Source organism: Streptosporangium becharense (genome assembly GCF_014204985.1).
GTDB classification, from domain to species: domain Bacteria; phylum Actinomycetota; class Actinomycetes; order Streptosporangiales; family Streptosporangiaceae; genus Streptosporangium; species Streptosporangium becharense.
Genome location: NZ_JACHMP010000001.1, coordinates 6,955,444 through 6,977,258, shown reverse-complemented (window position 1 = coordinate 6,977,258; position 21,815 = coordinate 6,955,444). Strand labels below are relative to the sequence as shown.

The 21,815-nt window shown below is 73.2% G+C and carries 20 protein-coding genes; 16 read left to right on the top strand and 4 right to left on the bottom strand.

The features are described 5' to 3' along the window. Positions 1–232: 232 nt before the first annotated feature. Together F4562_RS30280 and adhP are read left to right on the top strand one after the other, a co-directional pair. Positions 233–1,141 carry a hypothetical protein gene (locus tag F4562_RS30280; protein ID WP_184539948.1) on the top strand — a complete coding sequence of 303 codons (909 nt, stop codon included), beginning with the start codon at positions 233–235 and terminating at the stop codon, positions 1,139–1,141. 360 nt (positions 1,142–1,501) lie between these two features. Continuing rightward, a complete protein-coding gene (adhP, locus tag F4562_RS30275) occupies positions 1,502–2,512 on the top strand; it encodes an alcohol dehydrogenase AdhP (protein WP_184539946.1) in 1,011 nt (336 codons plus the stop codon). A gap of 259 nt (positions 2,513–2,771) precedes the next feature. Here adhP and F4562_RS30270 read toward each other — a convergent pair whose 3' ends face one another. Beyond that, complete coding sequence (locus F4562_RS30270; protein ID WP_184539945.1) at positions 2,772–3,890, bottom strand: ROK family transcriptional regulator; 1,119 nt, start codon at positions 3,888–3,890, stop codon at positions 2,772–2,774. A 97-nt stretch (positions 3,891–3,987) separates the two neighbouring features. On the opposite strand from F4562_RS30270, the gene F4562_RS30265 reads away from it, so the two are divergent. Genes F4562_RS30265 through F4562_RS30245 form a run of 5 tightly spaced genes read left to right on the top strand, consistent with a single transcriptional unit; the run spans position 3,988 to position 8,918 of the window. Next, the gene (locus tag F4562_RS30265) at positions 3,988–5,289 is read left to right on the top strand and encodes an extracellular solute-binding protein (protein ID WP_184539943.1); all 1,302 of its coding nucleotides are present in this window, start codon (positions 3,988–3,990) and stop codon (positions 5,287–5,289) included. Continuing rightward, positions 5,286–6,206, top strand: coding sequence for a carbohydrate ABC transporter permease (locus F4562_RS30260; protein WP_221206542.1), 921 nt, complete (start codon positions 5,286–5,288; stop codon positions 6,204–6,206). Before F4562_RS30265 ends, F4562_RS30260 begins: the two co-directional genes overlap by 4 nt. After that, positions 6,203–7,048 (top strand): carbohydrate ABC transporter permease, encoded by an 846-nt coding sequence (locus F4562_RS30255; RefSeq protein ID WP_184539941.1) that lies wholly within the window; start codon positions 6,203–6,205, stop codon positions 7,046–7,048. The genes F4562_RS30260 and F4562_RS30255 overlap by 4 nt, the downstream gene beginning before the upstream one ends. 11 nt (positions 7,049–7,059) lie before the next feature. Next, a complete protein-coding gene (locus F4562_RS30250; protein WP_184539939.1) occupies positions 7,060–8,043 on the top strand; it encodes an SIS domain-containing protein in 984 nt (327 codons plus the stop codon). Further along, on the top strand, positions 8,040–8,918 hold the full coding sequence (locus F4562_RS30245) for an N-acetylglucosamine kinase (RefSeq protein ID WP_184539937.1): 879 nt from the start codon (positions 8,040–8,042) through the stop codon (positions 8,916–8,918). Before F4562_RS30250 ends, F4562_RS30245 begins: the two co-directional genes overlap by 4 nt. A 386-nt stretch (positions 8,919–9,304) precedes the next feature. Here the strand turns inward: F4562_RS30245 and nhaA are convergent, their stop codons facing one another. The 3 genes from nhaA to F4562_RS36515 all read right to left on the bottom strand — a co-directional run bounded on the left by nhaA (position 9,305) and on the right by F4562_RS36515 (position 12,863). Beyond that, positions 9,305–10,630, bottom strand: a complete 1,326-nt coding sequence (gene nhaA, locus F4562_RS30240; RefSeq protein WP_184539935.1) for a Na+/H+ antiporter NhaA — start codon at positions 10,628–10,630, stop codon at positions 9,305–9,307. 257 nt (positions 10,631–10,887) lie between these two features. After that, a complete protein-coding gene (locus F4562_RS30235) occupies positions 10,888–11,388 on the bottom strand; it encodes a GNAT family N-acetyltransferase (protein ID WP_184539933.1) in 501 nt (166 codons plus the stop codon). Beyond that, positions 11,385–12,863, bottom strand: a complete 1,479-nt coding sequence (locus F4562_RS36515; RefSeq protein WP_184539931.1) for an IclR family transcriptional regulator domain-containing protein — start codon at positions 12,861–12,863, stop codon at positions 11,385–11,387. The genes F4562_RS30235 and F4562_RS36515 overlap by 4 nt, the downstream gene beginning before the upstream one ends. A gap of 134 nt (positions 12,864–12,997) precedes the next feature. On the opposite strand from F4562_RS36515, the gene F4562_RS30225 reads away from it, so the two are divergent. From F4562_RS30225 to F4562_RS30185, 9 genes are all read left to right on the top strand, one after another. Continuing rightward, entirely contained in the window at positions 12,998–13,747 is a 750-nt protein-coding gene (locus F4562_RS30225; RefSeq protein WP_184539930.1) for a CoA transferase subunit A, read from the top strand. Continuing rightward, positions 13,744–14,373: a CoA transferase subunit B gene (locus F4562_RS30220; RefSeq protein WP_184539928.1), complete on the top strand. Its 630-nt coding sequence runs from the start codon at positions 13,744–13,746 to the stop codon at positions 14,371–14,373. The genes F4562_RS30225 and F4562_RS30220 overlap by 4 nt, the downstream gene beginning before the upstream one ends. Positions 14,374–14,404: 31 nt before the next feature. Beyond that, positions 14,405–15,550 carry a thiolase family protein gene (locus F4562_RS30215; RefSeq protein WP_184539926.1) on the top strand — a complete coding sequence of 382 codons (1,146 nt, stop codon included), beginning with the start codon at positions 14,405–14,407 and terminating at the stop codon, positions 15,548–15,550. 5 nt (positions 15,551–15,555) lie between these two features. Further along, positions 15,556–16,308 (top strand): protocatechuate 3,4-dioxygenase subunit beta, encoded by a 753-nt coding sequence (gene pcaH / locus F4562_RS30210; protein WP_184539924.1) that lies wholly within the window; start codon positions 15,556–15,558, stop codon positions 16,306–16,308. Then, on the top strand, positions 16,305–16,844 hold the full coding sequence (pcaG, locus tag F4562_RS30205) for a protocatechuate 3,4-dioxygenase subunit alpha (protein ID WP_184539922.1): 540 nt from the start codon (positions 16,305–16,307) through the stop codon (positions 16,842–16,844). Before pcaH ends, pcaG begins: the two co-directional genes overlap by 4 nt. Next, a complete protein-coding gene (gene pcaB, locus F4562_RS30200) occupies positions 16,831–17,985 on the top strand; it encodes a 3-carboxy-cis,cis-muconate cycloisomerase (RefSeq protein WP_246473606.1) in 1,155 nt (384 codons plus the stop codon). The genes pcaG and pcaB overlap by 14 nt, the downstream gene beginning before the upstream one ends. Further along, complete coding sequence (gene pcaDC, locus F4562_RS30195; protein ID WP_184539920.1) at positions 17,982–19,079, top strand: bifunctional 3-oxoadipate enol-lactonase/4-carboxymuconolactone decarboxylase PcaDC; 1,098 nt, start codon at positions 17,982–17,984, stop codon at positions 19,077–19,079. The genes pcaB and pcaDC overlap by 4 nt, the downstream gene beginning before the upstream one ends. Before the next feature lie 2 nt (positions 19,080–19,081). Continuing rightward, complete coding sequence (locus F4562_RS30190) at positions 19,082–20,236, top strand: 4-hydroxybenzoate 3-monooxygenase (RefSeq protein ID WP_184539918.1); 1,155 nt, start codon at positions 19,082–19,084, stop codon at positions 20,234–20,236. Between the two features lie 264 nt (positions 20,237–20,500). Beyond that, entirely contained in the window at positions 20,501–21,685 is a 1,185-nt protein-coding gene (locus F4562_RS30185) for an ROK family protein (RefSeq protein WP_184539916.1), read from the top strand. Positions 21,686–21,815: the final 130 nt, after the last annotated feature.

The window sequence follows — 21,815 nt, the reverse complement described above, 5'->3', positions numbered from 1 at the left end:
GCGCGCGTGGATCTCCGGGGTGAGCTGGTGGAACGCGGGAGCGCACGGGAGCGGGCCGCCGGGCCGTCGCATGGGCGGCGCCGGAGCGGGCAGTCTCCCGGTGCCCGCGGGAAGATCGTCTCAGCGGATCCGCCGAGACCGTCCCCTTCGGCGGGGCGGACGGGGTGACGCCCCCGGTCCGCCGCCGGCGGCGGGTGCTCAACCGGAGAACCGCAGACGGAAGGACAAGGTGATGCCAACCAATCGCGACATGCCGCACGAGCGAGAGCGAACCGGAGCGGGCAGGGCACCTCGGAGGATCGCCCGGCCGGTGATCGGCGCCGCGGCGCTGGCGCTCCTGGCGTCGGGGGGTATCGGGGTAGCCTCGGCGTCGGCCTCGGCGCCCGTACCACCGCCCTCGCAGACCCCCACCCCGACCGAGACCACCGGCGGAACGCCCGCCCCGGCCGAGACCCCCGCTCCGACCGGGACCGCCGGTGGGACTCCCACGGAATCCCCCACCGGCACGCCGACCGAGACCTCGGTTCCCGAGCCTGTCCCCACCGTCACGGCCGTGCCCACCGCACACCCCCTGGAGTTCTCCGGCGCGGTGCACGGCGAGTTCCTGGCCGGTACGGACGACCCGTGCGTTTTCGTCACGGTGTTCGCCCAGACGGGCGAGGCGACCGCCGTCGAGGACGGGTCGATCACCGTGCGGAGCGTCGACGGTTTCGAGCAGGTCTACACCGTCGACGACGACACCCGTGTCGAGGCGGGCAGGCGCGGCAACAGCGAGGTCAGGCAGGGTGACTGGGTGGCCCTGACCGCGACGCGAGACGGCGAGACGGCCACGGCCTCCTATGTCTACGACCTGTCGCGGCAGAGCAAGAAGAACCGGCGGGGCGACTACTGGTCGCAGCACCGGAGGGGATGGCCCGGTGCGGTCAAGTGGCGGCCTCCCGCCGCCTGCCCCACGCCGCCGCAGACCCCGATTCCGACGGCGACCCCGACGGTCACCGAGACTCCCACCGCACCGCCCACTGTGACTCCCACGGTGACCCCCACCGCGCCGCCCACAGCGACCGCCACCGTGACCACGACTCCCGCGCCGGCTCCGGCGTCCTCCGGCGCGCCGGCCCCGGCGCCGGTTCCCAACCCCTGAGCGCCGTTCCCGTTCCCGATCGGGCACCGGTATGACGGCCCCGGTGCGGCCCCGCCGCACCGGGCCGTTCTCCGTGCCGCGCACGGATGGAGATGCGCGGACGAAGGTGCCCGGACGGAACGGACGGAGGCGCGGGTCCTGCGGGAACGGCCGGCGGTCACTGCGGGCGTGCGTCGTGAGACGCCGGGGACGACCGGTGACCGCTTCCAGCCATACCCGCCGACCCGCCGACCCACCGGCCCGCCGACCCGCCGACCCGCCGGAGATGACCGACGGCCGCTCCGGGCGGGACCTTCGGCCCTGTCCCGCCCGGCCGCCGCGGCGGAAGACTCGAAGGTGAGCCCAAGGAGAGTGGAGAACATGCGCGCTGCCGTCGTCACCTCGTTCGACAAGCCCCTGGAGATCCAGGAGGTTCCCGTCCCCCAGCCCGAGGCCGACCAGGTCCTCGTCCGGATCGAGGCCAGCGGGCTGTGCCACACCGACATCCACGCCGCCCACGGTGACTGGCCGGTCAAGCCGACGCCGCCCTTCACCCCCGGGCACGAGGGGGTGGGCGTCATCGAGAGGATCGGGTCCGCGGTGACCGGCCGGTCCGTCGGCGAACGCGTCGCCATCCCCTGGCTGGGCTACGCCTGCGCGACGTGTGAGTACTGCGTCAGCGGTCGCGAGACCCTGTGCGAGTCCCAGAAGAACAGCGGATACGCCGTCGACGGCGGCCACGCCGAGTACGCCGTGGCCCACGCCGACTACGTCGTCCCGGTCCCCGACGGTGTCTCGCCCGTCGAGGCGGCCCCCCTGACCTGCGCGGGCGTGACCACGTACAAGGCCGTCAAGGTGTCCGGCCTGCGGCCCTCCGAGCGCGCGGCGATCTTCGGCATCGGCGGCCTCGGCCACCTCGCCCAGCAGTACGCGCAGATCTTCGGCGCGGAGACCGTCGCCGTCGACATCACCGAGGAGAAGCTCCGCCTCGCGCGCGAACTGGGCGCCACCCACACCGTCAACGCGGCCACCGGCGACCCGGTCGCCGAGATCAAGGCCCTGGGCGGCGTGGACGTGGCCGTCGTGCTGGCCGCGAGCCCGCGCGTGCTGGAGCAGGCCCACGCGTCGCTGCGGCGCGGAGGACGGCTCGTGCTGGTCTCCCTGCCCAAGGACAACGCGATGAGCCTGCCGATCTTCGAGACCGTCCTGGGCGGCATCAGTGTGATCGGCTCCATCGTCGGCACCCGCGCCGACCTGGCCGAGGTCTTCCGGCTGCACGCCGCCGGACGGACCAAGGTGATCTACGAGACCCGCAAGCTCAGCGAGATCAACGAGTGCTTCGACGAGGTCCTCAACAGCGGTGTCCCGGCCCGGCTGGTCTTCGAGATGTGACACCGCTTGAGGACCGGCCGCTCCCGGGCGTGCGCGTCCGCGGAGGGTACGCGACCTTCCGGCACATGCGCAACGGCATGTGCCGGTGGTGCTGGTCGCCAACGCCACGACCCGGCTGGAGGAGGACCTCGCCCGTCTCGGGCCGGCGTAGCTCCCGGGATGGGATGACCGGGAGATGCGCTCGGGAACCCGGGGGTTGTTCCTTGCTGACGGAGGTCTCACGCTCACCCCATCTGCCCGCGAGGCGGATGACCCATCGTCAGTCCACGCCGATCAGGCGTTGCAGGGCGTGTTCGCGGGCCAGGGCGGCCGCACCCTCCACGGTCGCCCTGGTGCCCAGGTCGCTCTGCCGGATCTCCACGGGGATGTGCATGTCGCTCACGGTCTCCTGAACTCCCCGCAGGAGCAGCGGGTTGGAGCCTATGCCGCCGCCCAGCACGATCAGCCCGGGGTCCAGCAGCGAGACGACCGCCATGAGCAGGCGGCCGACCTGCGTGGCGTGCTCGGCCACGGCCCGGCGGGCGAGGGCGGAGCCGTCGACGGCGCGCTGGAACAGCTCCTCGGCGCTGCCGGGCGGTAACCCCTCCGAGCCGGGCCAGTCGGCGGCCGTGCGGGCCAGGAGCTGCTCGGCACCGAGGTAACGTTCGAGCCCCTCGGGTTCGGGGCTGTGCCCCGGCGCCCAGGGGAACGGCAGGTGGGCGACCTCGCCGGCCCATCCCGACGCGCCGCGCAGGAGCCGGCCGCCGATCACCACGGCCGCGCCGATCCGTACGCCGACCTGCACGTATCCGAACTGCGAGGCCCCCTTGGCCACGCCCACGTTGCCCTCCGCGAGCGCTGCGCAGTTCACGTTGTTCTCCAGCAGCAAGGGGGCCTCGGGCAGCGGGAGCGCCTTGAGCATCTCGCGTACCTCGGGAATGTGCGACGGCGCGGAGGGGTCGCGGTCGCTCACCACGGTGGGCAGCGCGATCACCACCTGCCGCGGCGGGCCGTCCTCCCCGGCCTTGAGCAGGGTCTCGCGCAGCAGGGCACCCGCCGTGGCAGCGCCGGCGGCGGGCTCGGCGACCTCGCGGCTCTCGCTCAGCAGCCGACGGCCGCTGAGCGTCTGGGTGTGCACCCGCACCCGCGTGACGCCGACGTCGACGCCCACCACGTGCCCGGCGCTCTCGCCGATCCGGTACAGCAGCGCCGAACGGCCGGTGTAGCCCTGGATCGAGCCGGCCGTGGTGACCAGCCGGTGTTCCTCCAGTTCGGACATGGCCGCCGAGACGGTGGGCTTGGACAGGCCCAGCGCCTGGCTCACCTGCGGCCTCGTGGCCTCTCCGCGCCTGACCAGCTCGGCCAGGACCGCTCGCGCGCTCGTGCTCAGTGATGTCATCCGATCCCCCTGCTCGGCTTGATCCTCTCGTATCAAGCCTTGACAAAGCATACTCCACTTCGTTAGGTAATTTGCCTAACGAACTAGGAGAAGCCACATGCCACACCCCTCGATCTCACGCCGCCGACTGCTGGGCCTCGCCGCGGGCCTCGGCGCGGCGGCGGCGCTGCCCGGCTGTGCCGTACCGCGGGTCGACCGCACCGGCAGCGGGGGCCCCGTCACGCTGAACGCCCTGTTCATGAAGCAGGCCAGTTACAGCGAGGACGACGTCCGCGCCATGCTCAAGGCGTTCACGCAGGCCCATCCGGACATCACGGTGCAGCCGACCTTCGTCGCGTTCGAGGCCCTGCACGACAAGATCGTGGTGTCCGCCCCCGCCGGCACGTACGACGTGGTGCTCATCGACTGCACCTGGCCGGCCGAGTTGGCGAGCAAGAACATGCTGCTCGACGTCACCGCCCGCTACGAGCCCGCCTGGCTGGACGACATCCTGGCCGGAACCCTCGGTGGCATCTCCTACCAGGACCGCAAGTACGGGATCCCATGGAATCCCGGCGGCAAGATGTTCTTCTACAACACCCGGATGCTCAAAGAGGCCGGGATCGCCGAGGAGGCCATGACGACCTGGGACGGCGTCCTCCAGGCCGCCAGGACGCTCAAGGCCAAGAAGATCGTCGAGCACCCGATGGTGTGGAGCTGGGCCCACGCCGAGGCGCTGATATGCGACTACGCGCAACTGCTCGGCGCGTTCGACGGCCGCTTCCTGGACGAGTCGGGCAAGGCCGCCTTCCACGTCGGCGGCGGGGTGAAGGCGCTGGAGTGGATGAAGCTCACTCTCGACGAGAAGCTGAGCGCCCCCTCCTCGGTCAAGCTCCTGGAGGACGACGTCAAGCGCGTCGTCTGCCAGGGGGACGCCGCCATCGCCCTGAACTGGGACTACATGTACGCCGAGTCGAACGACCCGAAGCAGTCGAAGATCGTCGGTGAGCTGAAGCCCGCGCTCAGCCCCAAGGGCCCGGGCGGCAAGGGCCCCGCGGTGAACGGCTCCATGGGCCTGTCGGTCACCGCCACCTCCAAGAACCCCGACGCCGCCTGGGAGCTCGTGGCGTTCCTGGCGGGCAAGGAGAACCAGCTCCGGTACGCCGAGCGTTCGCTGCCGGTGTGGAAGAGCGCCTACCAGGACCCCAAGCTCACCACCGGGCCTATGGCGCCGCTGGTGGCGGCCGAGCAGGCACAGCTCGAATCGCTGATCGAGCGGCCGGCGGTGGTGCAGTACAACGCGGTCAGCCAGCAGATCCAGGCGGCGGTGCAGTCGTGCCTGGTCGCCGGTACGCCTGCCCAGCAGGCGCTCGCCGAGGCCGCGGCCAAGGTCGACAAGATCATCGGAGAGCGTTCGTGACCTCCGCCGCACCGGCCCGCGACAGCGGGGGCAGGAACGAGCGACAGTGGCCGCTCGCGCTGGCACTGCTGACCCCGAGCCTCATCGTGGTGCTCGGCGTCGTGCTCTACCCCATGGGCCGGACCCTGGCGCTCAGCCTGGTCGACGCCACCTCGGCGCTGCAGGCCGACTTCGACTTCGTCGGGCTCGACAACTACACGACCCTGTTGTCCGACTCCGACTTCTGGGCCACGGTCTGGCGTACCGCGGTGTTCACCGTGTTCTCCACCGCCGTGGAGCTCGTGGTCGGCCTGCTGGTGGCCCAGTTCCTGAACCAGCGCATCCGCGGCCAGTGGTTCTTCCGCAGCCTGGTGGTCCTGGCCTGGGCGTTGCCCACGATCGTCGGCGCCAACATGTGGCGCTGGATCCTGCACCCCGAGTACGGCGCGCTCAACGGCCTCCTCATGCGGCTCGGCCTGCTGGAGTCCTACCAGGACTGGATCGGCGGCCCGCAGCAGGCGCTGTTCGTGGTCGCCCTGATCGACGCGTGGAAGACCGTCCCGCTGGTGGCGATCCTGTTGCTCGCCTCCATGCAGACCATCGGTGACGACGTGTACGAGGCCGCCGCCATGGACGGCGCGGGAGCCCTGCGCCGCTTCTGGTCGATCACGATCCCGATGCTGAAGCCCGCCATCGCCGTGGTGCTGGTGCTGCGCACGATCGAGGCGTTCAAGGTCTTCGACATCATCTACATCATCACCAGGGGCGGTCCGGACTCCGGGACCACCACGATGGCCTTCTACACCTACCTTCAGGCCTTCTCCAACCAGCAGTTCGGCATCGGCTCGGCCGCGGCCTACCTGACCGTGCTGTTCATCTTCGTACTGTCGCTCGTCTACCTGCGCATGTTGCGCACCGAGCCGAGGGGACTGGCATGAGGGCCTCACGTTCGTACCACGTCGCCATGTACGTGTGCGGCGCGCTGCTGACCCTGGCCGTGCTCGGGCCGTTCGCACTGCTGGTCCTGGCCAGCGTGGCCCAGCCCGCCGACCTGCTGGGCAAGCCGCCCGGCCTGTGGCCGGACCCGCCGACGCTGGACCGGTACGTCGCGATCTTCACCCAGGCGGCCGGCAGCGTGGCGGGCGACTTCCGGGAAGGGCTGCTCAACTCACTGGTCGTGGCCGGGGTGAGCGTCGCGGTCAGCATGGTGGCCGGCGTGCTGGGTGCCTACGCCTTCGCCCGGCTGCGTTTCCGGGGGCGGCGGGCGGTGCTGTTCCTGTTCATGCTGACGTACATGATGCCGCCGCTGGCGCTGGTGGTGCCCATGTACATGACGGGTGCGGCGCTCGGCATGCTCGACACGCGTACCGCGCTCATCGTCGTCTACTGCTCGCTCACCACGCCGTTCGTGCTGTGGCTGCTGTCCGGATACTTCCGGTCCCTACCGGCCGAGCTGGAGGAGGCAGCGCGCATCGACGGCTGCGGCCGGGTGGGTGCGCTGGTGCGGGTGGTGCTGCCCGTCGCGCGGCCCGGCCTGATCTCGGCCGGACTGCTGGCCTTCCTCATGACCTGGGACGAGTTCTTCTACGCGCTCATCTTCACCTCGTCGCCGGCCTCCAAGACGGTGCCCGTGGCGCTGGCCGAGTTCACCGGCCGCTACAGCCTCGACTTCGGGCTCATGGCCGCGGGCGGGCTCATCGCGGCGGTCCCGCCCGTACTCATCGCCCTGATCTTCCAGAAGCACATCACCCGCGGCCTGGCCGCCGGTGCGGTCAAATGAAAGAAGGTTCGATGTCCCACGACATCACGTTGTCCGAAGCGCTCGAACGGCAGCCGGAGCTGCTGGCCTCCGCGGTGTGCGGCCTGCGCGAGCAGCTCGCGGGTTCGTGGCCGGCGCCACGCCGCCCGCTGCTGCAGGCGATGGGCGCCAGCCACGCGGCGCTGGCCGCGCCCGTGCACCTGCTGCGCTCGCGCGGCGTGTGGGCGAGCCGCGCCGGGTACGGCGAGCTGCCCGGGCCCCTGGACGACGCCGACCTGGTGGTGGGGGTGTCCCAGTCCGGACGCAGCGCCGAGACCGTGGCCGCGCTGCGCGGCGTGCCCGCCGGGCGTCGCCTGGCCGTGGTGAACATCCCCGGCTCGCCCCTGACCGCGCTGGCCGAACGCGTGCTCAGCTGCGGCGGCGTGCCCGATTCCAAGGTCTCGACGTCGGGGTTCAGCGTCACGCTGGCCGCGCTGGGCATGCTCGCCGACACCTGGACGCTCGGGGCGCCCGAGGAGGTCTGGTCATCCCTGGCCGACCGGGTGGCCGCGGTACGGCTCTCCCCCGGCGGCCTGGCCGAGGAGGTCGCCGAGTGCGTGGCGATCGACGTGGTCGGGGGCGGCGCGTCGCTGACCGCCGCCGAAGAGGGTGCGTTGATGATCCGCGAGGCGTGCCGCGTTCCCGCGGCGGCCTTCGAGACGCGACAGTACCTGCACGGCCCGATGGAGGCCGCCGGGCGTACCGCGCACATCGTCATCGGTGACGAGCGCGAGGCCGAGCTGGCCGGGCAGCTGGCCGCGGCCGGTCACCGGACGCTGTACGTCGGCCCCTGCGCCGCCTCCGCGCCGAGCGTGCCGGTTCCCGCGCTCTCGCCGGTGGCCAGGGCGGTGCTGGAGAACGCCGTCCTGCAGCGGCTGGTCGCGGCGGTGGCCGAGGTCCTCGGGGCTCCCGTGGGCGAGTTCCGCTTCCCGGTGGGCGACACGAAGGTGGACGCCGTCACCGCGGAGAACGCATGAGCGCAGTGGCGGTCGGCGTCGACGTCGGCGGCACCAAGACCCACTGGCGCGCCGTCTCCTCGCACGCGGTCGTCGCCGACAGGATCGTGCCCAGCGTCCTGGGGGCGGGGATCGGCGACCTGGCGGAATGGCTGGCGGCCGGGCTGCGCGAGCTGGAGATCCCCTGCGACGCGCTCGGTGTCGGCGCGCACGGGTGCGACAGCCCCGCGCTGTGCCGCCGACTGCGCGAGGAGCTGGGCCACCGGCTCGGCGCGCCGGTGCGGGTCATGAACGACGCCCACCTCCTGCCGTACGCGGCGGGCGAGCCCGGCGCGATCGGCGTGATCGCGGGCACCGGCTCGGTCGCCGCCGGCACCCTCCCCGGCGGGGAACCGCTGCTCGCCGGGGGGTGGGGGTGGGCGCTCGGGGACGAGGGCTCGGCCGCCGGGCTCGTCCGCGAGGCCGTGCGCGCGGTGCTCCGCGACCACGACGCCGGACTTCCGGCGGACGAGCTGGCGACCGGACTGCTCGCCGCCCTCCACGCCGACGAGGTGCCCGCGCTGTCGCAGGCGCTGGCGTCCGCACCGGGCGCGGAGGAGTGGGGGCGGCACGCCCAGGTCGTCTTCGCCGCGGCGGAGGCGGGCTCCCGGACGGCCGCCCGCGTCGTCGAGGAGGGCGGTCAGGCCCTGGCGGCCCTGGTGGAGACGTTGATCTCGCGCGGCGCGCGGGCCAGCGCCGTCGTGGCGGCGGGTGGCGTGATCACTAAGCAGCCGCGCCTGTTCGCCGCTCTCGCCGACGCCGTCGCGGCCCGCCACCCCGACCTGCCCGTCACCCTGCTCGCCACCGACCCCGTGGCCGGCGCGGTACGCCTCGCCCAGGAGCTCCTGACCACCTGACCCCCGCGGATCATAGGATGCACCGTTCCGCCGTGCCGCGCTGCTTGTAGAGCCCGGCATCATGACCGACCGGCCGGCCGCCGCGGGAACCGCGCTTCTCGTGGTGGGCCGCCTGGTCGGCCTTCTCCGGGATGACCGCCTTGGTGCGACGCCGCCGCAGGTGGGCACGGTTACCGCGGGAGGGATCCCGATGACCGTGTCAAGAGGGCGATGAGATCGCTCAGCCACTCGGGCAGGGTGGTCGGCTCGTTGTCGCCCAGGCCGAGCGTTGCCCTTTCATCACCGGCCACTGCCCGGCAGCTCAGGAGTCGCTTCCGCTCCTCGTCGCGCTCAGCGGCGCGACCCCGACCGGCTCCGATTCCCGGCGCGACCCCGGCCGGTTCCGGTCAGCCCTCTGTCCTGCCGGGCCGGTCGCCCTGGTAGACGTCCGGCACGCCGTCGTGGTCGAGGTCGGCGGTCTCGGCCTCGTGGATGCGCCGGTAGGCGCGGTTGCGCAGGCGCAGGACCACGGTCGCCAGCAGCGCCGCGACCAGGGAGCCGGTCAGGACCGCCACCTTGACGTGGCCGTCGTGACCGGTACCGGCGAAGGCCAGTTCGCCGATCAGCAGTGAGACCGTGAACCCGATCCCCGCCAGGATCGCCAGCCCGGCCACGTCGATCCAGGCCAGCTCCTCGTCCAGGTCGGCGCGGGTGAAGCGGGCCACCAGCCACGTCGCGGCCATGATCCCCACCGGCTTGCCCACGACCAGTCCGGCGACGACGCCCACCGCGACCGGGTCGGTCAGGGCTCCGGCCAGCCCGGCCGCCCCACCGAGGGAGACGCCCGCCGACAGGAACGCGAACACCGGCACGGCCACACCCGCCGAGAGGGGGCGGAAGCGGTGCTCGAAGTGCTCGGCCAGGCCGGGCCCGGCGTCCGGGCCGCCGGCCTGCCGACTGCGCAGGACCGGGACGGCGAAGCCCAGCAGCACACCGGCCACGGTGGCGTGCACACCCGAGGCGTGCACCAGCGCCCAGGTGACGGCGGCCAGCGGCAGCAACAGCCACCAGGAGCGGACCCGGCGCTGCACCAGGGCGGTGAAGGCCGCCAGCGGCACCAGCGCCGCCAGCAGCGGAACCGGGGACAGGTGGTCGGTGTAGAAGACGGCGATGATGACGATGGCCACCAGGTCGTCGACCACGGCCAGGGTGAGCAGGAAGGTGCGCAGCGCCGCCGGCAGGTACCGGCCGATGACCGCGAGCACGGCCAGGGCGAAGGCGATGTCGGTGGCGGTGGGGATCGCCCACCCGGAGGCCGCGCCGGCCGTGCCCCGGGTGAGGAGCAGGTACAGCACCGCCGGTACGACCACCCCGCCGAGCGCGGCCGCGATCGGCACCGCCGCCCGGCCCGGGTCACGCAGGTCGCCGGCGACGAACTCGCGTTTGAGCTCCAGCCCCGCGACGAAGAAGAAGATCGCCAGGAGGCCGTCGGCGGCCCAGGTGGCCAGGCTCAGGTCCAGGTGCAGCGCCGCGGGCCCGAACCTGACGGCGCGCAGCGTCTCGTAGGCGCCCGCCCACGGAGAGTTGGCCCAGATCATCGCCGCCACCGCGCCGGCCAGCAGCAACGCTCCACCGACGGTCTCCTTGCGGAGGATGTCGGCGACCCGGCGGGCCTCGGCCCACGAGCCGCGGCCGAACAGGCGGGGAGTGCGCGGCGGGACAGGGCTGGTCATGGGCGCTCCGTTTCCGGGGTCGGGACAGACGTTGCCGACCAGACTTCCCGGCGCACCGTCCTCCACCTTACCGGCCTGCTCACGGATGCCATCGGGGTGGGGGGCCGCGCGGTCGTCCCCGCGTCCGCCGGGCGGCCGGCGCCCGCTGTCGGCGCGCTCCGGCGGTCCCGGCGGACGACCGCCCGCCGACCGCGCGTCGGCGGGTCCGGCGGTCTGCCGACCGGCTGTCCTGCAAGTTGAACCCCACCGGCCGCGCGTCAGCGGGTCCGGCGGTAGCGGACCATCGGGCCGAGCAGTCCCGGGACCGTCGCGAAAGGGATCATGCCCAGGCGTTCGGCGACGGCGGCGGACGCGGTGTTGCCCTCGTCGACCTCGGCCAGCACCTCGGGGAGGCCGAGGGCGGCCAGCGCGTGGTCCACCACGGCCCGCGCCGCCTCGGTCGCGTAGCCGCGGCCCCAGGCGTCCGGCGCCAGGCTGTAGACCACCTCCGGCCCGAGGTCCTCCAGCTGCCGCAGCCCGGCCGTCCCGATCAGCCCGGCCTCCCCGCGCCTGCGGACGACCCAGAGCCCGTACCCGGACGCGGCGAAGTCACGCTCGCTCGCCCCGATCGCCTCCGCGACCTCCGCCGCCGACATGACCGCACCGTCGAACAGGAACCGCCGCACGTCCGGCGTGGTCCAGTGCGCGTGCAACTCATCCCGGTCGAGCGCGCACACCGGCCGCAGCACCAGCCGCCCGGTCGTCAGGACGTGGTTCATCGAAAGCCTCCAAGGGGGGTGACCCGGGTGTGGGCCAGGTCGGCCTCCATCCGCGCGGCGGTCTCGGTGAGCGCGGGCAGGACGTCGCGGAGCAGGTCGTCGCGGGTGGCGCGGCCGGCGTGGGTGGCGACGTTGACGGCCGCGACGACCCGGCCGGTCCGGTCGCGGACGGGGACGGCGATGGACCGCACCCCCTCCTCCAGCTCCTGGTCCACCAGGGCGTAGCCGTCCGCGGCGGCCTGGCGGACGGCTGTCGCGAGTCGCTCGGCGGAGGTGACGGTGTGGCGGGTCAGCGGCCGGGGGATGATCGAGGCCAGCCGTTCCCCGGATACGCCGGCCAGGAGCACCCGGCCCATCGAGGTGGCGTACGCGGGGAAGCGGGTGCCGACGGTGATGTTGACCCGCATGATGTTCACGGTGGGCACCCTGGCCACGTAGACGACGTCGTCGCCGGAGAGCACCGCGACCGACGCCGACTCGTGGACGCGGGCCACCAGGTCGGCCAGGTGCGGCTGGACGATCTCGCCGAAGGAGAGCCCCGACAGGTCGGCGTATCCCAGCTCCAGCACCCTGGGCAGCAGCACGAAGCGGCTGCCCTCGGCGGTGGCGTACCCCAGCCGTTCCAGGGTCTGGACCGCCCGCCGCACCGTGGCCCGGGGCAGCCCGGTGGCCTTGGCGGCCTCGGCGAGGGTCAGCCCGCCGCGGGCCGAGCCGAGCGACACCAGCACGGCCAGGCCGCGGGCCAGCGACTGCAGGTAGCCGGCTCCCAGTTCCTGCTTGACGGCACGCGAGGTGTCCACGGCGGGGACGGCCGGGCGGGGAGCGGGCACCGGCGCCGGCCCGCTCAGCGCCGCCTCCATCTCCGCGACCGTCGCGCGCATCCGGGGCAGGGCGTGGGCACGCAGGCCGGCGACGGTGTGCCGGCTGGTGTGGCTGACCACGCTCAACGCGCAGGCCACCTCCCCTGCCGCGTCCCGGACCGGCACCGCGACCGCGATCAGGCCCGGCTCGATGAGCTGGTCGTCCTCGGCCCACGGCGCGGCAGGGTCGAGGAGGACCAGGCCGGCCGCGCAGCGGTCGGCGGGCAGCAGGTCGCCGACCCGGAAGGCGACCGACATGGTGCGCCGCCGGGTGAACTGGCTGACGAAGCGGACGCCGTCCGCGTCCCGCACGGCCAGCGACACCGAGTCGTCCACCTCTTCGGCGAGCCGCTCCGCGAGGGGGCTGAGGGTGTCGCGCAGGCCGCCGCAGGCGAGGTACGCCTCGCCCAGCTCCATCAGGCGCGGGGCGAGCAGCACGGCGCGTTCCTCCAGCCGGACGTAACCGAGCTGGGCGAGGGTGGCCAGGACGCGGTCGACCGTGGACCTGGCCAGGCCGGTGGCGCGTACCAGATCCGTCGCGCGCGCCTGCCGCGGCTCGGCGGCGAGGGTGCGCAGCACGGTCAGCCCCCGCTCCAGGGTTCCGGCCGGTTCCATCGGCTTCTCCTCTCGGCGGCTGGAAGAACTTTGACAGGAGCGTCTCCGGTCCGCATACTCGACCCGATAATAATGAACTAAAGTTCATTCAGCGAACACTTCTGGCCGAACGGAGCGTCGTGCGGAGAGACGTCGTGCGGAGAGACAAGGTGGTCGCCTCGGCCGAGGAGGCGCTGGCCGACGTGCGGGACGGCGCGTCGTTCGCGGTCGGCGGTTTCGGCCTCAGCGGCATCCCGAACACCCTGATCCGGGCCCTGCACACCACCGGTGTGACCGGCATCGGCGTGGTGTCGAACAACTGCGGGGTGGACGGCGGCGGCCTGGGCGTCCTGCTGGCCGCCGGGCGGATCGCCCGGGTGACCGCCTCCTACATCGGCGACAACAAGGAGTTCGCCCGGCAGTACCTCACCGGGGAGCTGGAGGTCGAGCTGACCCCGCAGGGCAGCCTGGCCGAGCGGCTGCGCGCGGGCGGCAGCGGCATCCCCGCCTTCTACACCCCGGCGGGGGTCGGCACACCGATCGCCGACGGCGGGCTGCCGCTGCGTCACGCTCCCGACGGCTCGATCGCCGTCGCCTCGCCGCCCAAGGAGGTCCGGGAGTTCGACGGCAGGCGATACGTGCTGGAGCACGCCATCACCACCGACTTCGCGCTGGTCCGGGCGGCCAAGGGCGATCGCCACGGCAACCTGGTCTTCAACAAGGCCGCCAGGAACTTCAACCCGCTGGCCGCGATGGCCGGGCGGATCACGATCGCCGAGGTCGAGGAGCTGACCGAACTGGATCCCGACGAGGTGCACCTGCCCGGCGTGTTCGTCCAGCGCGTCGTGGAGCTCACCGCCGAGCAGGCCGCCGACAAGGGCATAGAGAAGAGAACCACGTCATGAGCTGGACCCGCGACGAGATGGTCGCCCGGGCGGCGGCCGAGCTGCGCGACGGCGACTACGTCAACCTCGGCATCGGGCTGCCCACCCGCATCCCCTCCTTCCTCCCGCCGGAGGTGGACGTGGTCCTGCACTCCGAGAACGGCGTCCTGGGCGTCGGCCCCTACCCCGCCGAGGACCGGGTCGACCCGGATCTGATCAACGCGGGCAAGGAGACCGTCACCGTGCTGCCGGGCGCGTCGTTCTTCGACTCCGCGCTGTCGTTCGGCATGATCCGCGGCGGCCACGTCGACGTGGCGGTCCTCGGCGCGATGCAGGTCTCCGCCCGCGGCGACCTGGCCAACTGGATGGTCCCCGGAAAGCTGGTCAAGGGCATGGGCGGGGCGATGGACCTGGTCCACGGCGCCCGCCGGGTTATCGTGATCATGGACCACACCGCCAAGGACGGATCCCCGAAGATCGTCAGGGAGTGCTCGCTGCCGCTCACCGGCAGCGCGTGCGTGCACCGGATCATCACCGACCTCGGCGTCCTCGACGTCACCGAGAGGGGCCTGGCACTGGTGGAGACCGCACCCGGCGTGAGCCTGGCGGAACTGCGCGAGCGCACCGACGCGGAGGTCATCGCATGAGACACGACCACACCGACACGGAGGTCGCCGCGTGAGAGCCGTCTACGTCGTGGACGCCGTCCGCACCCCCTTCGGCCGGTACGGCGGAGCGCTGGCCGGGGTCCGCCCCGACGACCTGGCCGCGCACGTCATCCGGGCGCTCACCGAACGCAACGACCAGGGGGGCGTCGACGAGGTGATCCTCGGCAACGCCAACGGCGCCGGTGAGGAGAACCGCAACGTCGCCCGCATGGCCGCGCTGCTCGCCGGGCTGCCGGTGACCACCCCGGGCGTCACCGTGAACCGGCTGTGCGGCTCCGGCATGGAGGCCGTGATCCAGGCGTACCGGATGATCGCGCTGGGCGACGCGTCGGCCGTGATCGCGGGCGGTGTGGAGTCGATGACCCGCGCGCCGTGGGTGCTCCCCAAACCGGACAGGGCGTTCCCGGCGGGCGGCCAGGAGCTGGTCTCCACCACTCTCGGCTGGCGGCTGGTCAACCCCGCGATGCCCGCCGAGCACACGGTCGCCCTCGGTGAGGGTGCCGAGCTGATCGCCGACAAGCACGGCATCACCCGCGCCGAGCAGGACGCCTTCGCCCTCGCCAGCCACCGGAAGGCGGCCGGGGCCTCCTTCGACCGTGAGATCGTCCCCGTCGCCGGCCTCACCCGGGACGAGGGCATCCGCGAGGACACCTCCACCGAGGCGCTCGGCCGCCTCAAGCCGGTCTTCCGCCCCGGCGGCACGGTCACCGCGGGCAACTCCTCCCCGCTCAACGACGGGGCCGCGGCGCTGCTGCTGACCGACGAGGCCGGGCTGCGCGGCCGTGAACCGCTGGCGCGGATCACCGCCGGTGCCGCCGCCGCGCTGGAGCCCCGCTACTTCGGTCTCGGCCCGGTCGAAGCGGCGGGAAAGGCCCTGGCCAGGGCGGGCAGGCGATTCGGCGACCTGACGACCGCCGAGCTGAACGAGGCGTTCGCCGCGCAGGTCCTCGGCTGCCTGGCGGAACTGCCCGACCTCGACCCCGGGATCGTCAACCCGCACGGCGGGGCGATCGCGCTGGGCCACCCTCTCGGTGCCTCCGGTGCCCGCATCACCGGCGCGGTGGCCCACCGGCTGGCCGCGGCCGGTTCGGGCACCGGGCTTGCTTCCCTCTGCATCGGTGTCGGCCAGGGCCTGGCCGTCGTCCTCGAAAGGTAGGCGTCATGCCCCAGCCCCTCACCCAGGCGGACATAGACCGCGAGATCGCCGAGTTGCACGCGGCCCACGCCGGCCGCGAGGCGGACCACCCCTCCCGCGACTTCGCCCCCTACCGCAGCACCCTGCTGCGCCACCCCAAGCGGCCGCCGGTCGCGGTGAGGGACCCCGAGGCCGCCGAGCTGGCCGGGCCGGTCTTCGGCGTCACCGACGTGACCGCCCTCGACTCGGACCTGACCAGGCAGCACCCGGGTGATCCGCTGGGTGAACGGATCACCGTGGAAGGGCGGGTGCTCGACCGGGACGGCCGCCCGGTGCGCGGCCAGCTGGTCGAGGTGTGGCAGGCCAACGCCGCCGGCCGCTACCTGCACCAGCGCGACGACCACCCCGCGCCGCTCGACCCGAACTTCTCCGGCGTCGGCCGCTGCCTGACCGACGGCGACGGCCGCTACCGGTTCACCACGATCAAGCCCGGCGCCTACCCGTGGCGCAACCACACAGGGGCCTGGCGGCCCGCGCACATCCACTTCTCCCTGTTCGGCACGGCCTTCACCCAGCGGCTGGTCACCCAGATGTACTTCCCCGGCGACCCACTGTTCCCCTACGACCCGATCCTGCAGTCGGTGACCGACGAGCGCGCCAGGCAACGGCTGGTCGCCGCCTACGAGCACGACCTGTCCGTGCCCGAGTGGTCCCTGGGGTACCGGTGGGACATCGTGCTGGACGGCCCCACCGCGACCTGGATCGAGGAAGGCCGATGAACCGCCCCACCCCCTCCCAGACCGTCGGCCCGTTCTACGGCTACGCGCTCCCCTTCCCCGGGGGCGGCGACATCGCCCCTCCCGGCGACGGGGCGGCGATCACCGTCCGCGGTCACGTCTACGACGGCGCGGGCGACCCCATCCCCGACGCGCTGCTGGAGTTCTGGCAGGCCGACCCGTCCGGCAGCCTCACGGGTGCCCCCGGCACGCTGCGGCGCGATCCGGTGACCGGTGCGGTCGTCGGCCGGCACGGGGTCGACTTCACCGGCTTCGGCCGGGTCGCCACCGACGCCGACGGTCACTGGACGCTGCGCACGCTCGTTCCCGGGACCGGGTACATCAGCGTCTGTGTCTTCGCCCGCGGCCTGCTCCACCACCTTTTCACCCGCATCTACCTGCGGCCGGACGCCTTCCTCGGCTCGCTGCCGCCGCAGCGGGGCCGGACGCTGGTGGCGACTGCGGAACGCGAGGGCGTCTACCGCTTCGACATCCACCTGCAGGGCGAGAAGGAGACGGTCTTCCTTGACTTCGGGTGAGGGTGGGACGGCCCCCGGTGAGGGCCTCGCCGGAGGCGCGGACCTCGGGCTGCTGTCCCCCATGCGGGCGGCGGCGGAGGTCACCGGCGACACCGCCTTCCTGAAGGCCATGCTGGACGCCGAGGCCGCGCTGATCCGTGCCCAGGCCGGTCTCGGCCTGGTGCCGCCGCAGGCGGCCGAGGCCGTGTCCGCCGCCGCCCGGGCCGGGGCGTTCGACCTGCCAGGCCTGGTCGTGCGGGCCCGTTCCGGCGGCAACCCGGTCATCCCGCTGGTGGAGGACCTCCGCGCGGCCGTGCCCGAGCCGTACGCCGCCCACGTCCACCGCGGCGCGACCAGCCAGGACATCCTCGACACCGCGCTCATGCTGGTGGCGCACCGGACGCTGGGCCTCGCCCTGGCCGACCTGGACCGGGTGGTCGCCGGGCTCACCCTCCTCGCGGCCGGACACCGCGACACCCCGATGGCCGCCCGCACGCTCACCCAGCAGGCCGTCCCCACGACCTTCGGCCTCAAGGCGGCGGGCTGGCGGAAGCTGGCCGTCGACGCCCGGGCCCGCCTGCTCCTCGTGCGGCGGACGCTGCCGGCGCAGCTCGGCGGCCCCGCCGGAACCCTGGAGCAGCCCCAGGGACCCGCCGTGGCGGCCCGGTTCGCCGCCGAACTCGGCCTGGTCGCGCCCGTGCTGCCCTGGCACGTGCTGCGCACCCCCGTCGCCGACCTGGCCGGGGCCCTCGCGTTCACGGCCGGGGCGCTGGGCAAGTTCGCCGCCGACGTGCTCGTGCTGTCGCGCACCGAGATCGGCGAGGTGTCCGAGGGCGTGGGCGGCGGCTCGTCGTCCATGCCGCACAAGCGCAACCCGGTCAGAGCCACGATGATCGCCGCCGCGGCCCGCCAGGTGCCCGCGCTGAGCGCGGTCCTGTACGGCTCGCTCGCCGCCGAGGACGAACGGCCCGCCGGGGCCTGGCACGCCGAGTGGCAGCCGCTGCGCGAGTCGCTGCGCCTGGTGGCCGGGGCCGCCCGCGACGCCGCGGAGCTGGCCTCCGGCCTGCGGACGCACCCCGAGCGCATGCGCGCCAACCTGCGTGTCGCCGGATCGCCCGGTTCGGCCGCCGCCCTCGTCGACCGGGCGCTGGAGGAGGAATGACGTTGTTGCAGCACCGGACGGACGGGCCCGAGCGCGGGGAACCCCTCGTCCTGGGACCGTCGCTCGGCACCTCCGCGCGGGTGTGGGAGCCCCAGCTCGCCGCGCTCGCGCGGACCTTCAGGGTGATCAGGTTCGACCTGCCGGGACACGGCGGGTCGCCCCCGGCCGACGTGCGGACCGTGGACGACCTGGCCGGCCTGGTGCTGGAGCTGGCCGACGCGCTGAGCCTGGAGAGCTTCCACTACGCGGGCGTCTCCCTCGGCGGCGCGATCGGCGCGACCCTCGCGGCACGCCGCCCCACCCGGCTGCGGTCGCTGGCGATGCTCTGCTCCTCCGCCCGGTTCGGCGAGCCGCAGGCGTGGCGGGAGCGGGCCGGGCTCGTACGGGATCGGGGCACCGGGCCGCTGCTGGAGGCCACGGCGCGCCGCTGGTTCGCCGGGCCCGCCGACCGGGCGTTGCTGGACGACCTGGCCGGCGCCGACCCCGCCGGGTACGCCGCCTGCTGTGACGCGCTGGCGGGCTACGACCTGCGCGACCGGCTCGCCGACATCGCCGTCCCCACCCTGGTCGTCGCCGGGCGGGACGACCCGGCGACGCCGCCCGCCCACGCCAGGCGGCTGGCCGACGGCATCCCGGGCGCCACGCTCGTGGAGGTGGCCGCCGCCGCCCACCTGGCCAACGTCGACCGGCCCGAGCCCGTCACCGCGGCGCTGCTGGCGCACCTGCCCGCCGAACCGGGCATGAAGGTGCGGCGTGAGGTGCTCGGGGACGCCCACGTGGACCGGGCGATCGCCCGCACCACCGGCTTCACCTGGGACTTCCAGGATCTGATCACCCGCTACGCCTGGGGCGAGATCTGGACCCGTCCCGGGTTGGACCGCCGCACCCGCAGCTGCGTCACCCTCACCGCGCTCGTCGCCCACGGCCACCTGGAGGAGCTGGCCATGCACGTCCGTGCCGCCCTGCGCAACGGGCTCACCCCGGACGAGATCGGCGAGGTGCTGTTGCAGACCGCGATCTACTGCGGGGTTCCCGCGGCCAACGCCGCCTTCGCCGTCGCCCAGCGCGTGCTGGCCGAGACCTCAGGAGAATGATCATGAAGCACACCCGGGTGGGAATCATCGGCGGCGGCCCCGCCGGACTGCTCCTGGGCCACCTGCTGTCGGCGCGGGGCATCGAGAACGTGGTGCTGGAGAGCAGGACCCGCGAGTACGTCGAGCGCCGCCAGCGCGCGGGGATCCTGGAGCAGAGCACCGTCGACGTGCTGCGCGCCTGCGGGGCGGGCGAGCGGATGGACCGGCAGGGCCTGGTCCACGAGGGCATCGAGCTGCGCTTCGACCGGCAGGCGCACCGGATCGACTTCCCCTCCCTGACCGGCGGCAGGACCGTGATGGTCTACGCGCAGACCGAGGTCGTCAAGGACCTGATCGCCCTGCGTGAGGGTCCGCTGCTGTTCGAGGCCGAGGCGCTGTCCGCCGACCCGGCCACCGGGGTGGTCCGCTACCGCCACGAGGGCGCCGAGCACACCATGACGTGCGACGTCGTGGTGGCCTGCGACGGCTTCCACGGCATCGGCCGGGCGTCCATGCCCGCGGTCACGACCTTCCGGCGCGACTACCCGTTCGCCTGGCTGGGGATCCTCGCCGACGTGCCCCCCTCGTGCGAGGAGCTGATCTACGCTCACCACGAGCGGGGCTTCGCCCTGCACAGCATGCGCTCTCCCCACGTCAGCCGCCTCTACCTGCAGGTCGACCCGGGAGACGACCTCGCCGACTGGTCCGACGAGCGGATCTGGGACGAGCTGGAGACCCGCTTCGCGGTGGACGGCGACTGGAAGCTGGAGCGCGGCCCGATCACCGACCGGAGCATCACGCCGATGCGCAGCTTCGTCGCCGAACCCATGCGGCACGACCGGTTGTTCCTCGCCGGGGACGCGGCGCACATCGTGCCGCCCACCGGGGCCAAGGGCCTGAACCTGGCGGTCGCCGACGTGACCCTGCTCGCGCAGGCCCTCACCCGCTGGCACGGAGTAGGCGACGAGAGCCTGCTCGACGCCTACTCCGAGACCGCCCTGCGCCGGGTGTGGCGCGCCGAGCACTTCTCCTACCTCATGACGACGATGCTGCACCGGGACCCGCACCAGGACCCCTTCGACGACCGGCTGCAGCTCTCCCAGCTCCGTTACATCGTCGGCTCCACCGCCGGGATGACCTCGCTCGCGGAGAACTACGTGGGTCTCCCCCTCGACTGAGGCCGGGGCTCGCAGCCGATCTGGACTGTCATCATGGAAATACATCGGAGGTCTAGGGGGCATAACAGCCCCTTACTCACTCCCTACCCGCGACAGCCCGGCCGATCTGCCGTATGTGCGCCGCCAGGTGAGGCGGGCCGGGAGGGTGCGTCCGCCGTCTCGTGATCCGCCGAAAGGCTTGCTTCGCCTGCCGAACATATTCTTACGAGTATTGAAGCAAGGTCGATAATCTTCGCAGCGAAGAAGCCACGAAGGGACGCGACCATGAGCGACGAGGCCGGGAGCTACTTCCACACCACGACCCCGGGAGGGCTGTTCGCCCTGGTGCGCGACGGGCGGGCCGACTCACGCTCGGCGCTGTCGCACCTCACCGGGCTGGCGATGTCGACCGTGGGGATGCGGGTCGACGAGCTGATCCGGGCGGGCTACCTCGTCGAGGCGGGGGCGGGCGCCTCCCGGGGAGGCCGCCGGCCCCGGTCGCTCGCGGTCGCCGCCGACGGACGGCTCGTCGCCGGCGTCGACCTCGGCGCCAGGCACGCGAACATCGCCCTGTTCGACCTCGCGCGCGCCAAGGTCGCGGCCCGCTCGCTCGCGATCGACGTCGCCCGGGGTCCCGAGGAGGTCCTCGCGAACGTCCATCGCGCCATCCTCGACCTGGTCGGCACCCTTGACGGGGAGGCCGTCCTCGTGGGGATCGGCCTCGCGGTGCCCGGCCCCGTCAGCGTGCCCGGCGGCCGGGTCGTATCGCCCTCGCGCATGCCGGGCTGGAACGGCGTCGACCCCGCCGCCCTCCTGACGGCGATGTCGGGAGTCGTCACGCGGGTCGAGAACGACGCGAACGCGATGGCGGTCGGCGAGTACATCGCGACCGGCCGGGCGATCGCCGACCTGGTGCTCGTCAAGGCGGGTTCGAGCATCGGCGCGGGCGTCATCGCGGCCGGCGCGCCGCACCGGGGGTTCCGGGGGATGGCCGGCGACGTGAGTCACACCCCGGTCGCCGGCGCACCCGCGGTGTTGTGCTCGTGCGGACGGCTCGGCTGCCTCGACGCCGTCGCCGGCGGAACGGCGATCGCGCGGGACCTGCGAGCCGCGGGCGTCGAGGCCGGCGACACCACCGGAGTGCTGGATCTCGCCCACGACGCGCACCCTCTCGCCACGCGCCTGCTCCGCGAGGCCGGGACGCGCGTCGGAGCGGTGCTGGCCAACGTGGTGCACTTCTTCAACCCGCAGCGCCTCGTGCTCGCCGGCAGCCTCTCGGCGGCCGACGCCTTCTGCGCCGGAGTGCGTTCGAGCGTCTACGACCTGTGCTTGCCCATGTCCACGGACGGCCTGGAGATCACGGTGAGCGCGGCGGGGGCCGACGGCGGAAGCCTGGGAGCCGCCGCGCTGGTGCTGGACGGCCTCCTGGACGCCGCGGCGGTCGACCGGGCCTTACGAAAGCGAACTTAATTCGATAATCGAAGTAAGTAGGTCTTGTTATCCCGATTTTCGTAACAAAAGGATTCCATATCGGACTTAGGACTGCCCCTGGGGACGCGCCGGTCCCAGACTCAACTGACATCCGATGTTTGCGAGCGGG